This is a genomic window from Streptomyces sp. NBC_00569, from assembly GCF_036345255.1.
Lineage (GTDB): Bacteria > Actinomycetota > Actinomycetes > Streptomycetales > Streptomycetaceae > Streptomyces.
On sequence record NZ_CP107783.1, the window covers coordinates 4,316,238 to 4,328,988 of the forward strand.

Genomic DNA, 12,751 nt, shown 5'->3' on the forward strand with positions numbered 1-12,751 from the left:
TCTGACACTGTTCTGTCATGGGACAGCAAGCGACGACGGTCCGTGAGGCCCGGCTCGGGAAGGCGGTGGGCCCCGTCCCCGCGACGGTGAGCGGTGTGGTCCTGCTGCTTCCCGCGGGCACGGAGACCTCCGCGCGCAGGCCGTCACCGCTGGCCTCGGCGACCGTGCGGACCCTGGGGCGCACCCTCGCGCGCGAGGGTCGGCGGGACGGCCTGGCGGCGCATGTCGTGCACTACCGCAGCCGCGGCTGGAACGGCGCGCAGGCACAGCTCGCACGCGACGCCGACTGGGCGGCGGACGAGGTCGTGCGGCGCTACGGCGACGTTCCCGTCTGCCTCGTCGGGGTCGACATGGGCGCCCGCGCGGCGCTGCACGCGGGCGGGCACAGCGCCGTCAACTCGGTGCTCGCGCTTGCCCCTTGGCTGCCCGAGGAGGACGTGGCCGCGCCCCTCGAACCGGTGAAACAGCTCGCGGGCCGCCGCGTCCTGATCGTGCACGGCACGAACGACGAGCGCACGGATCCCGAGCTGTCGTTCCGCCTGGCCGCCCGCGCGAAGAAGTCCAACCGCGACATCTGCCGTTTCGAGGTGCACTCCGACGGTCACGCGCTCCACCAGCACCGCACCGAAGTGCACGCCCTGGCAAGCGACTTCGTGCTCGGCTCGCTCTTCGGCCGGGCGTTCTCGCGCCCGGTGCAGGACGCGCTCGCCGCGCCGCCGCCGCTCGGGCTGCGGATGCCGCTGGCCTCGGGCTTCGGCAGGTCCCTGGGGCGGTGACTACTCCTCCGCGCGGGTCCACTCGGAGAGCAGCTTGCCGCGCCGGGACAGCAGGAACTTCTTGAACGCGGCGACCGGCGGGGTGTCCGGATGCCCGTCGAGCCAGGCCACGCCGATCTCGCGTACGGCCCGCTGGCCGGTCACCGTCAGCTCCACAACTCCCGGGCGCGGTACGGCCGGTGGCGGCAGGAGCGCCACACCGAGGCCCGCCGCGACCAGGCCGCGCAGGGTCTCCGTCTCCTCGCCCTCGAAGGCGACGCGCGGCTTGAACCCTGCCTCCGTGCACAGACCGTCGGTGATGCGGCGCAGCCCGTAACCGGGTTCGAGGGTCACGAAGGTCTCGTCGGCCGCCTCCGCGAGACGGACGCGCTTGCGGCCCGCGAGGCGGTGGTCGTCGGGGACGACCAGACGCAGGCGCTGCTCGTCGAGGCGGCGCGCGACGAGGCCGGGCGCGTCGGGGATGGGAGAGGTGAGGCAGAGATCGAGCTCGCCGGCGCGCAGGCGCTCCAGCATCGCCTCGCCGTAGTTCTGGACGAGACTGAAGCGGATGCCGGGGTGGTCGGCGCGGAAGGCGCGGATCAGGCCGGGGACGGTCTCGGAGCCCATGGTGTGCAGGAAGCCGAAGGCGACCTTGCCCGACGTGGGGTCGGCGTCGGCCCGTACCGACTCGGCGGCGCGGCCGACCTCGGTGAGCGCCTTGTCGACGGACGTGAGGAACGTGCGGCCCGCCGGGGTGAGCGAGACGGTGCGGCCGTGGCGCGCGAACAGTTCCACGCCGAGGTCCTGTTCGAGGCGGACCAGGGCGCGCGACAGCGTCGACTGAGGGATCTGGAGCTCGTGGGCGGCCCGCGTGACGTGCTCGGTGCGGGCGACCGCGGCGAAGTACGACAGGCGTGGCGCGAGCGTCGTCACGATGTCTTCTGTGTCACTGGATGGTGACAGGCGAGTCTCTGAACTCTTCTTATGCGCCATGGGATCGATTATGGCGTTTTCATGCATTGGACGCATGAAACATGGAGGCCTACGTTCGAGACATGCCTCCTGCCAGTAGCGGGGCGTCCGCCACCCACGCGGTCGCCGCCCGTAAGCCGTCCTCCCCCGAAGCCACCGACACCCGTCTGAACCCGGGCGGACCCGGCTACCGCCGGATGAGTTTCGCCCTCTTCCTGGCCGGGGTCGCGACCTTCGCCCTGCTCTACTCCACGCAGGCCCTGCTCCCCCTCGTCTCCGCGGACTTCGGCGTCAGCGCGAGCGCCGCGAGCTGGACGGTGTCCGGCGCGACGGGCGCGCTCGCCCTGTGTGTCCTGCCGCTGAGCGCCCTGTCGGAGCGGTTCGGGCGGCGCACCGTGATGACGGCGTCCCTGTCGGTGGCGGTCGCGGTCGGCCTGCTCGTGCCGTTCGCGCCCTCGCTCGGCGCGCTGATCGCGCTGCGGGCGCTCCAGGGCGCCGCTCTCGCCGGCCTGCCGGCCTCCGCGATGGCGTATCTCGCGGAGGAGGTGCGGCCCAAGGCGCTGGTCGCCGCGATCGGCCTGTTCGTGGCGGGCAACTCCATCGGCGGGATGAGCGGCCGGGTCATCACCGGCTGGGTCGCGCAGGAGTGGGGCTGGCGCGCGGCGGTCGGCACGATCGGCGTGATCGCCGTGGCGTGCGCGGTCGCGTTCCGGCTGCTGCTGCCCCAGCCGCGGCACTTCACCCCCGGCTCGCTGCGGCCGCGGGTACTGGCCCGCACGGTGCGCGGCCACCTCTCGAACCCGCTGCTGTGCCGTCTGTACGTGATCGGCGCCCTGTTCATGACGGTCTTCGGCGCCGTGTACACGGTGATCGGCTACCGGCTCACGGCCGCACCGTTCTCGCTCCCGCAGGGCATCATCGGCTCGATCTTCCTCGTGTACCTGGTGGGTACGGTCTCCTCGGCCGCGGCCGGCAAGCTCGTCGCGCGGCTCGGGCGGCGCGGGGCGCTCTACCTGGCGGTGGGCACGACGGCGTCCGGGCTGCTCCTCTCGCTCGGCGACTCGATCGCCATGGTCCTGGTCGGCCTCGTCCTGATCACGGCCGGATTCTTCGCGGGGCACGCGGTGGCGTCGTCCTCGGTCAGCCACACGGCGACGCACGGGCGGGCGCAGGCGTCCGCGCTGTACCAGTCCGTGTACTACATCGGCTCCAGCGTGGGCGGCACGCTCGGCGCGGTGGCCTTCCACGCGGGCGGCTGGGCCGGGACCGTGGCCCTCGGCCTGGTGGCGGTGCTCGGCGTCGTGTCGGTGACCCTGTGGGGCTCGCACGCGGCGCGTGTGCAGCGGCAGACGCTCGTGGCGGCGCACTGACACGGCCTGGAACTTACTGACCGCGGCCCCCGGACCGGCGTATTTCGCCGGTCCGGGGGCCGTTGTCAGTGCGCTGCGGTAGCTTCCAAAGTGCTGGGACTTGCATGGACTTTCGGGACTTGCCAGAAGCCGCAGGGCGGGGTGTGGACATGAGCGACATCGCAGGGACGACCACCGAGGTGGACGTCCGTCTCGAGGAGTACCGGGTCGAGCTGACCGGGTACTGCTACCGGATGCTGGGCTCGGCCTTCGAGGCCGAGGACGCCGTGCAGGACACGATGGTCCGCGCCTGGCGCAGCTTCGACAAGTTCGAGGGTCGCTCCAGCCTGCGGTCCTGGCTGTACCGCATCGCGACGAACGTCTGCCTGGACATGCTGAACGCGGGCAACAAGCGGGCCCGCCCGATGGACCTGACGGCGGCGGCGCCGCTGGCGCAGGCGGCGCTCACACCCCGGCCGGACAACGTGTGGCTGGAGCCGATGCCGGACGCGCGCGTGCTGCCGACCGTGCACGACCCGGCGGAGGCGGCGGTGGCACGGGAGTCGGTGCGCCTCGCCTTCGTGGCGGCGCTCCAGCAGCTGCCCGCCAAGCAGCGGGCCGTGCTCATCCTGCGCGAGGTCCTGGCCTGGAAGGCGCAGGAGGTCGCCGAGCTCCTCGGCACGACGGTGGCGTCGGTGAACAGCGCGCTCCAGCGGGCCCGCGCCACGCTCGCCGAGGCCCCGGTCGAGACGAAGGGCGCCGACGGCGAGCTGGACGAGGAGCACCAGGCGCTCCTCGAGCGCTATGTCGCCGCGTTCGAGGGATACGACATGAAGGCCCTCACGGCGCTGCTCGCCGAGGACGCCATCATGACCATGCCGCCGTTCGACCTGTGGCTGCGCGGCACGCCGGACATCACGGGCTTCATGACGACGATCGGCGCCTCATGTGCCGACAGCCGGCTGGTGCCCGTCGAGGCCAACGGCTCGCCCGCGTTCGCCCACTACAAGCCCGACCCGGACAACGGCGGGTTCGCGCCGTGGGCCGTCCAGGTCCTGGAGATCTCAGAGGGCCGGATCACCGGACTCCACTGCTTCCTGGACACGGCCCGCTATTTCCCGCTGTTCGGTGTGCCGCTCCATCTCGACGACCAGCCCGTCTAGGCCGGGCAGGCCGACCAGCTGAAGCAGTGCCCGCAGTGCCGGGGACGGATCGCGCAGGCGCAGTCCTGACCCCGCTCTGCGGGCGGCGAGCTGCATCCGGGCGAGCGCGTCCACGGTGGCGAGGTCGGCCGTGGTGACGGCCGCGAGGTCGCAGACGACGTCGCGTGCGGGGGCGCGGGCGCACGCCGTGCGCACCTGCTCGCACAGGTGCGGCACGTCGTCGCGGCGCAGGGGGCCGGCGAGAGCCAGGTCGGGAAGTCGGGAAACAGCCACGCAGGGGAGACCCGCCCGGCGGCGGGAACTCATCGGCGGTCCGGCGCGCGCGCCGCGTGCCGTGCATCACGTTCCCCATGTGTCGCGCGCATCACGTTGACCCCGCGTCGGGTGCCCTCCGACGCTATGGGGATGCTCCTTGATCGCGTACCTGCTCAGCCGTCCGCACGACGCCGGCAGGGGGCATCGTGACAGGGGTGCTGAACGGGTTCGCCGTCATCGCGGTGGTCATCGCCGTCGGCTTCCTGATCGGCAGGCGCGGCTATCTCGGGGAGAACGGCCGCGAGGTTCTCACCAAGCTCGCCTTCCATGTCGCCACGCCCGCGCTCCTGTTCACCACGCTCGCGAAGGCCGACCTCTCGGTGATCCTTTCGCCGCGGCTGCTGGTGACGGCGCTGAGCACGGCGGCGGCCGCCGGGGTGTTCATCGCGGTGGGCGTCGTGCGCCGGTGGGGCGTGGGGCGGACGACGATCGGCGCCCTGTGCTCCAGCTACGTCAATTCGGGGAACCTCGGCATCCCCATCGCCGTGTACGTCCTCGGCGACGCCTCGCTGGTCGCGCCCGTGCTGCTGTTCCAGCAGATCGTGGTGACGCCGATAGCGATGACGGTCCTCGATCTGTCGGAGGCCGGACAGACGCAGTCGCTGTGGCGGCGGCTCGTCACACCGCTGCGCAACCCGATCGCGGTCGGCGCGCTCGCGGGCGTGATCGTGGCGGCGACGGGGTGGACGGTGCCGGGGCCGGTCTTCAACCCGGTCGATCTGATCGGCAAGATGTCCGTGCCGGTGGTGCTGCTCGCGTACGGGATCTCGCTGTGCGGGAGTTCGCTGCCGGCCCGGCGCGGTTCCGACCGGGTCCCGGTGCTGCTGTCGGTGGCCCTGAAATCGGTGGGGCAGCCCGCGGTGGCGTGGGTAATCGCGGCGGGCGTCTTCGGCCTGCGGGGCGCGTCACTCCTGGACGTGGTGGTCACGTCGGCGCTCCCGGCCGCGCAGAACCTCTTCACCTACGCCTCGCGCTACAACGTCGCGGAGAAACTGGCGAGGGAGTCGATCCTGCTGTCGACGCTGGCGTCGGTCCCTGCGCTGGTGGTCGTCGCGGCGCTGCTGGGATGAGCCGAACGGGACCGGCAGACGCCCGCCGATCCCGTTCACCCGCATGAGGAAACCCCCAGGTCAGCCGATGCGTTCCCGCACGACCGGCGTGGCCTCGAACGTCGTCCCCGGGGCCGCGATGTCGTACGAGCCCTCGACGGACTCAAGGGCGTACCCGAAGCGCTCCGGTGTGTCCGTGTGCAGGGTCATGAGGGGCTGGCCCTCCGTCACCGAGTCGCCCGGCTTGGCGTGGAGTTCGACGCCGGCGGCGGCCTGCACCACGTCCTCCTTGCGGGCGCGGCCCGCGCCGAGGCGCCAGGCGGCGACGCCGATGTCGTACGCGTCGAGGCGGGTCATGACGCCGGACTTCCCGGCCACCACCACGTGCTGCTCACGGGACGTGGGCAGCGCCGCGTCGGGGTCGCCGCCCTGCGCGGCGATCATGCGGCGCCAGACGTCCATCGCGGAGCCGTCGGCGAGGGCCTTCGCCGGGTCGGCGTCCTTGATGCCCGCGGCGTCGAGCATCTCGCGGGCCAGGGCGAGGGTGAGCTCGACGACGTCGGCGGGGCCGCCGCCCGCCAGCACCTCGACGGACTCGCGGACTTCGAGGGCGTTGCCGGCGGTGAGGCCGAGAGGCGTCGACATGTCGGTGAGCAGGGCGACGGTACGCACGCCGCTGTCGGTGCCCAACCCGACCATGGTCGAGGCGAGTTCGCGGGCGTCCTCGATCGTCTTCATGAACGCGCCGGTGCCGACCTTGACGTCGAGGACGAGCGAGCCGGTGCCCTCGGCGATCTTCTTCGACATGATCGAGGAGGCGATGAGCGGGATCGCCTCGACGGTGCCGGTGACGTCGCGCAGCGCGTAGAGCTTCTTGTCGGCGGGGGCGAGGCCGTCACCGGCCGCGCAGATCACGGAGCCGACGGTGTCGAGGACGTTCAGCATCTCGTCGTTGGACAGCAGGGCGCGCCAGCCGGGGATGGACTCCAGCTTGTCGAGGGTGCCGCCGGTGTGGCCGAGGCCGCGGCCGGAGAGCTGCGGGACGGCGGCGCCGCACGCGGCGACCAGCGGGGCGAGCGGCAGCGTGATCTTGTCGCCGACGCCTCCGGTGGAGTGCTTGTCGGCGGTCGGGCGGGACAGGGACGAGAAGTCCATGCGCTCGCCGGAGGCGATCATCGCGGCGGTCCAGCGGGCGATCTCCGTACGGTTCATGCCGTTGAGGAGGATCGCCATGGCGAGCGCCGACATCTGCTCGTCGGCGACGACGCCCCGCGTGTACGCGTCGATGACCCAGTCGATCTGCTCATCGCTGAGTTCGCCCCGGTCCCGCTTGGTCCGGATGACGGAGATGACGTCCATGGCGTTGTCCTTCCGCAGGTGGCAGCAGGTCGACTCTACGCGCATAGAGCGACCCGTTGAAAGCGGCCCCGCCCAACAGGGCGGGGCCTTCGGTCAGTTGAGGTGCTGGGGTCCGAACGCGTCGGGGAGCATCTCGCCGAGCGGGCGGATCCCCGACGTCGTCTCCAGGAGCAGCTCGGGTCCCCCGAACTCGTACAGGAGCTGGCGGCAGCGCCCGCACGGCATCAGGGTCTCGCCCTTGCCGTCCACGCACGTGAAGTGCGTCAGGCGGCCGCCGCCGGTCAGCTGGAGCTGCGAGACGAGCCCGCACTCGGCGCACAGGCCGAGCCCGTACGACGCGTTCTCGACGTTGCAGCCCGACACGGTGCGGCCGTCGTCCACGCGGGCCGCGGCGCCGACCGGGAAGGCCGAGTACGGCACGTACGCGCGGGACATGGCCTCGCGGGCCGCCTCCCTGAGAGCTTCCCAGTCGGCTTCCGTCACTTGCCCTGGCCCTTCCGGTAGCGCATGCCGTCGGCCTTCGGCATCCGCAGCCGCTGGGCGGACAGCGAGAGCACCAGGAGGGTGACGACATACGGGGTGGCGCCGACGAAGTCGCCGGGCACCTCATCCGTCAGGAGGTACCAGACCAGGACGACCACGGCAATCACCGCGCTGATCGCGGCCTGGATCATGGCCTTGCGGTACGCCTTCCAGCCCGCCAGAAGGGCGAGCAGGACGACCAGCAGGAGCAGCAGCGCGTGGACGGTCTCGCCGCCGTTGCGCAGCTGGAGCGCGTCGGAGAAGCCGAACAGGCCCGCGCCCATGGCGAGTCCGCCCGGCCGCCAGTTGCCGAAGATCATGGCGGCGAGGCCGATGTAGCCGCGTCCGCCGGTCTGGCCCTCCAGGTAGCTGTGCGAGGTGACCAGCGCGAGGAACGCGCCGCCGAGACCCGCGAGTCCGCCGGAGATGGCGACGGCGGCGTACTTGTGCGCGTACACGTTGACGCCGAGGGACTCGGCCGCGATCGGGTTCTCGCCGCAGGAGCGCAGGCGCAGGCCGAACGAGGTGCGCCACAGCACCCACCAGCTGCCCACGAAGAGCAGCACGGCGAGGATCGTGATCACGGAGACGTTGGTGACCAGGCCGCCGAGGATGCCGGCGAGGTCGGAGACCAGGAACCAGTGGTGCTGCTCGATGGAGTGCAGCCCGCTGGACAGGCCCGGGATCGTGACGTCGCCCAGCGACTCGGCGGGCGGCGACTGCTTGGGGTTGCCGCCCTTGGTCGCGGGCTCGCCGTCGGCGAAGAACAGCTTGGCGAGGTACTGGGTGGCGCCCAGGGCGAGGAGGTTGACGGCCACACCCGAGACGATGTGGTCGACGCCGAACGTGATGGTGGCGACGGCGTGGATCAGACCGCCCAGGACACCGAAGCCGATGCCGCAGACGAGGCCGAGCCACGGGCTGGTCTGCCAGCCGAGCCAGCCGGCGCCGAACGTGCCGAGGATCATCATGCCTTCGAGGCCGATGTTGACCACGCCGGCCCGCTCCGACCACAGGCCCGCGAGGGCCGCGAGGCCGATGGGCACGGCGAGTCCGAGCGCGGCGCTGATCTGGCCGCCGGAGGTGAGCTGGTCGGCGCCCGTGATGACGCGGACGGCGGAGACCAGGAACAGCGCGCCGACGACGATCATCAGGGTCTGGCCCGTGGAGAGCCGGCCGCGCGCCTTCTTGGCACCGCTCACCGCGGGGGCCGCGGGAGGCGGGGTGTCGGTCTTCGTGGCGCTCATCCGGCCACCTCCTGCTTGTCGGTGCGGACGGCGGCGGCCTGCGCGGCGAGCTCGGCGCCGACCCGCTGCTGCTGGCGCTTGAGCCCGTAGCGGCGTACGACCTCGTAGGCGATGACGACGCACAGGACGATGACGCCCTGGATCACGCCGAGGATCTCCTTGTCGTAGCCCTGGAACTCCAGGTGGTTCGTGGTGCGCTCCAGGTAGCCCCAGAGCAGGGCGCCGAGCGCGATGCCGACCGGGTGGTTGCGGCCGAGCAGCGCGATCGCGATACCCGTGAAGCCGAGGCCCACCGGGAAGCTGTTGTCGAACTGGTGGCTGTCGTTGAGCAGCGTCGGCATGCCGACCAGACCGGCCACGGCACCCGAGATGATCATGCTGGTGGCGACCATCTTCTTGACGCTGACGCCGCTCGCGGCGGCCGCCGACTCGGACTGGCCGACGGTGCGCAGGTCGAAGCCGAAGCGGGTGCGTCCGAGGACGAACCAGTACGCGATGCCGACGAGCGCGGCGATCACGATGAAGCCCCACACCTGGCCGGCCGGTCCCGCGTCGATGGCGAAGAACCACGAGGACTCGGGCAGCGGCTTGGTGGAGACCAGGGTGCCCGCGTCGTCGAGCTGGCCGAGCTTCCCCGGCTGGAGGAGGTAACCGATGATCGCGGTGGCGATCGCGTTCAGCATGATCGTCGCGATGACCTCGCTGACCCCTCGGGTCACCTTGAGGATGCCCGCGATGGCGGCCCACAGGGCACCGGTCGCCATGGCGGCGAGCATGATCAGCGGGATGGAGAGCCAGCCGGGCAGCGTGAGCGCTCCGCCGAGCACGGCGGCGACGAACGCGGCGAGCCGGTACTGGCCGTCGACACCGATGTTGAACAGGTTCATGCGGAAGCCGATGGCCACCGCGACACCCGCGAGGTAGTACGTCGTCGCCTTGTTGAGGATGTAGACCTGGCTGTCGCTGGCGGAGCCGTAGGTCAGCATGTCGCTGAAGGCGGCGAAGGGGTCCTTGCCGGTGGCGGCGATGATCAGCGCCGTGACGACCAGCGCGGCTACGACCGCCAGGAGCGGGGCGGCGATCGCGAGGATCAGCCGCTCCTTGTCGATCCGGGACTTGCCCCGGGATATCAGTGTCTTCATCGGGCGTCCCCGCCTTCGGCGTCTTCCGTGTGCTGGAGGTGGCCGGAGGCCGCACCTGTCATGGCGGAGCCCAGCTCCTCGGGGGTGATGGTGGCGGGGTCGGCGTCGGCGACCAGGCGGCCGCGGTACATCACCCGCAGGGTGTCGGACAGGCCGATCAGCTCGTCCAGGTCGGCCGAGATGAGCAGCACGGCGAGGCCCTCGCGGCGGGCCCGGCGGATCTGGTCCCAGATCTGCGCCTGTGCGCCGACGTCCACACCGCGGGTGGGGTGGGCGGCGATCAGCAGCTTGGGCGCGTGGCTCATCTCGCGGCCGACGATCAGCTTCTGCTGGTTGCCGCCGGACAGGGAGGCCGCGGTGACCTCGATGCCGGGGGTGCGGACGTCGTAGTCGCGCACGATGCGCTCGGTGTCGGCGCGGGCGGCCTTCAGGTCGAGCAGCCCGCGCTTGGAGTTGGGGCGCTCGGTGACATGGCCGAGGACCCGGTTCTCCCACAGCGGCGCTTCGAGGAGGAGGCCGTGACGGTGCCGGTCCTCGGGGATGTACCCGACACCGGCTTCGCGGCGCTTGCGGGTGGGGGTCCTGGTGACGTCGGCGCCGTCCAGGGCGACGGTGCCGCGGTCCGCGGTCCGCATGCCCATGATGGCCTCGACGAGTTCGGACTGGCCGTTGCCCTCCACGCCCGCGATGCCGAGGACTTCGCCGCGGCGGATGGTGAAGGTGACGTCGTCGAGGATGACGCGCTCGACGCCGTCGAGGTCGGTCTGCGTGAGGCGCACCCCTGCCAGGTGGAGCATCGGGGTGTCGGTGACCGTCGACTCCTCGGTCTCCGGCGAGGGCAGCTCGCTGCCGACCATCAGCTCGGCGAGCTGCTTGGTGCTGGTGTTCCTCGGGTCGGCCGTGCCGACCGTCGTCCCGCGCCGGATGACCGTGATCTCGTCCGCGACGGAGAGCACCTCACCCAGCTTGTGGGAGATGAAGATGACGGTGAGGCCCTCGGACTTCAGCTCGCGCAGGTTGTCGAAGAGCGCGTCGACCTCCTGCGGCACGAGGACCGCGGTGGGCTCGTCGAGGATCAGCGTCCGGGCGCCCCGGTAGAGGACCTTGAGGATCTCGACGCGCTGCCGGTCGGCGACGCCGAGCTCCTCGACGAGGACGTCGGGCCGCACCCCGAGGCCGTACGCCTCGGATATCTCACGGATCTTCGTACGCGCCCTGCCGCCGATGCCGTGCAGCTTCTCGGCGCCCAGGACGACGTTCTCCAGGACGGTGAGGTTGTCGGCCAGCATGAAGTGCTGGTGGACCATGCCGATGCCGCGCGCGATGGCGTCGGCGGGCGTGGCGAAGGTGACCTGGGTGCCGTCGACCGCGATGGTGCCCTCGTCCGGCTTCTGCATGCCGTAGAGGATCTTCATCAGGGTCGACTTGCCGGCGCCGTTCTCACCGCACAGGGCGTGGACGGTGCCCCGCCGTACGGTGATGTCGATGTCGCGGTTGGCGACGACGCCGGGAAAGCGCTTGGTGATGCCGCGCAGTTCGACGGCGGGAGGGCTGGACGCGTTGATGGCGCACTCTCCTCGGGGGACAGGACGTACGTACGGAAGGGGGGAACGGTCGCGCGGAGCCGCGCGGGGGCGCGTCGGCGACGGTAATACGCCAACTCTTAGCTACACGCGTAGAGTTGACACATTGTTATGGCCCGGCGAGGGGAAGCTTTCGCCACTCCCCCCGCCGAGCCAGACCCTCGGGGCCTCAGGTCACGGGGTGGTCTTGACCTTGACCTTGCCGCTCGCGATCTGCTCCTTGGCGGCGTCCAGCTTGGCCTGGATGTCGTCGATGTAGCCGCCGGAGGTGGCGAGCGAGACGCCGCCGTCCTTCAGGGCGTAGGTGTTGGTGCCGGTCTTCGGCGAACCGTCCTTGACCGACTTGATCAGGTCGAAGACGCCGATGTCGACGTTCTTGACGACCGAAGTCAGGATCGAGGACTTGTACTTGGCCAGACCCGGGATGTTGTACTGGTCCGAGTCGACGCCGATCGCCCAGGCGCCCTTCGTGCCGGAGACGGCCTCGATGGCACCGTTGCCGGAGGAGCCGGCCGCCGAGTAGACGACGTCGGCGCCCTTGTCGAGCATGCCCTGGGCGGCTTCCTTGCCCTTGTCCGGGGAGGCGAAGCCGGAGGTGTCCGAACCGTGGCTCAGGTACTGGACGTCGACCTTGATCTTCGGGTTGGTGGCCTTGACGCCCTGGACGTAACCCGCCTCGAACTTCTTGATCAGCGGGACGTCGACACCGCCGATGAAGCCGACGTGGTCCTTCTTCGTCTTCAGCGCGGCGGCGACGCCGGCCAGGTAGGAGCCCTGCTCCTCGGTGAAGACGATGGAGTCGGTGTTCTTGGCGTTCACCACGGAGTCGACGATGCCGAAGGTGGTCTTCGGGTACTTCGCGGAGACCTTGGTCATCGAGGTGGCGTACGCGTAGCCGACCCCGATGATGGGGTTGTAGCCGGCGTCGGCCAGGTCGGACAGGCGCTGCTCGCGGTCGGCCTCGGTGTCGGAGGTCTTGGCGGTCAGCTCCTTGAGGTCACCGCCGAACTCCTTCTTGGCCTTGTCGGCACCGCGCGCGGCGGAGTCGTTGAAGGAGTGGTCACCCCGGCCGCCGACGTCGAAGGCGAGGCCGATCTTGACGCCGCCCTTCTTGCCGGAGTCCGACGAGGAGCCCGAGGACTCGTTGTCCGAGGAAGTGCCGCCACATGCGGTGGCGGTGAGAGCGAGTGCCGCGGTGGCTATGCACGCAGCGGAGATTTTGGCTACCCGGCGCAAGGGAGGCTCCTTCGACCTGACCTGAGCGCCGGGCTTCCGGCGCTGGTTTTCGGACGGAT

Annotated in this window: 12 protein-coding genes; 4 read left to right on the top strand and 8 right to left on the bottom strand. The window is 71.0% G+C overall.

What is annotated here, in order from left to right; all coding sequences use genetic code 11:
• The first annotated feature begins 17 nt into the window (after window positions 1–17).
• Complete coding sequence (locus OHO83_RS19290) at window positions 18–776, top strand: prolyl oligopeptidase family serine peptidase (RefSeq protein WP_330279664.1); 759 nt, start codon at window positions 18–20, stop codon at window positions 774–776.
• Here OHO83_RS19290 and OHO83_RS19295 read toward each other — a convergent pair whose 3' ends face one another.
• Window positions 777–1,748, bottom strand: coding sequence for a LysR family transcriptional regulator (locus tag OHO83_RS19295; RefSeq protein ID WP_266673552.1), 972 nt, complete (start codon window positions 1,746–1,748; stop codon window positions 777–779). It lies immediately after the preceding gene.
• A 62-nt stretch (window positions 1,749–1,810) separates the two neighbouring features.
• Here OHO83_RS19295 and OHO83_RS19300 point away from each other — a divergent pair, with 62 nt between their 5' ends.
• The gene (locus OHO83_RS19300) at window positions 1,811–3,097 is read left to right on the top strand and encodes an MFS transporter (RefSeq protein WP_266673551.1); all 1,287 of its coding nucleotides are present in this window, start codon (window positions 1,811–1,813) and stop codon (window positions 3,095–3,097) included.
• Window positions 3,098–3,246: 149 nt separating this feature from the next.
• Entirely contained in the window at window positions 3,247–4,239 is a 993-nt protein-coding gene (locus tag OHO83_RS19305; protein ID WP_330279665.1) for a sigma-70 family RNA polymerase sigma factor, read from the top strand.
• Here OHO83_RS19305 and OHO83_RS19310 read toward each other — a convergent pair.
• Window positions 4,141–4,512 (bottom strand): STAS domain-containing protein, encoded by a 372-nt coding sequence (locus OHO83_RS19310; protein WP_330279666.1) that lies wholly within the window; start codon window positions 4,510–4,512, stop codon window positions 4,141–4,143. The two genes, OHO83_RS19305 and OHO83_RS19310, sit on opposite strands and share 99 nt — an antisense overlap.
• Window positions 4,513–4,700: 188 nt before the next feature.
• Between OHO83_RS19310 and OHO83_RS19315 the strand changes: the two genes are divergently transcribed.
• Window positions 4,701–5,624: an AEC family transporter gene (locus tag OHO83_RS19315; protein WP_266673548.1), complete on the top strand. Its 924-nt coding sequence runs from the start codon at window positions 4,701–4,703 to the stop codon at window positions 5,622–5,624.
• Between the two features lie 60 nt (window positions 5,625–5,684).
• Here the strand turns inward: OHO83_RS19315 and OHO83_RS19320 are convergent, their stop codons facing one another.
• From OHO83_RS19320 to OHO83_RS19345, 6 genes are all read right to left on the bottom strand, one after another.
• Complete coding sequence (locus OHO83_RS19320; RefSeq protein WP_266673547.1) at window positions 5,685–6,962, bottom strand: thymidine phosphorylase; 1,278 nt, start codon at window positions 6,960–6,962, stop codon at window positions 5,685–5,687.
• 93 nt (window positions 6,963–7,055) lie between these two features.
• The gene (locus OHO83_RS19325; RefSeq protein ID WP_266673546.1) at window positions 7,056–7,445 is read right to left on the bottom strand and encodes a cytidine deaminase; all 390 of its coding nucleotides are present in this window, start codon (window positions 7,443–7,445) and stop codon (window positions 7,056–7,058) included.
• Window positions 7,442–8,731 (bottom strand): ABC transporter permease, encoded by a 1,290-nt coding sequence (locus tag OHO83_RS19330; RefSeq protein WP_266673545.1) that lies wholly within the window; start codon window positions 8,729–8,731, stop codon window positions 7,442–7,444. The genes OHO83_RS19325 and OHO83_RS19330 overlap by 4 nt, the downstream gene beginning before the upstream one ends.
• Window positions 8,728–9,873, bottom strand: a complete 1,146-nt coding sequence (locus tag OHO83_RS19335) for an ABC transporter permease (RefSeq protein WP_266673544.1) — start codon at window positions 9,871–9,873, stop codon at window positions 8,728–8,730. Before OHO83_RS19335 ends, OHO83_RS19330 begins: the two co-directional genes overlap by 4 nt.
• The gene (locus OHO83_RS19340) at window positions 9,870–11,438 is read right to left on the bottom strand and encodes an ABC transporter ATP-binding protein (protein ID WP_382475854.1); all 1,569 of its coding nucleotides are present in this window, start codon (window positions 11,436–11,438) and stop codon (window positions 9,870–9,872) included. Before OHO83_RS19340 ends, OHO83_RS19335 begins: the two co-directional genes overlap by 4 nt.
• Window positions 11,439–11,630: 192 nt before the next feature.
• Window positions 11,631–12,692 carry a BMP family lipoprotein gene (locus tag OHO83_RS19345; protein WP_227296919.1) on the bottom strand — a complete coding sequence of 354 codons (1,062 nt, stop codon included), beginning with the start codon at window positions 12,690–12,692 and terminating at the stop codon, window positions 11,631–11,633.
• Window positions 12,693–12,751: the final 59 nt, after the last annotated feature.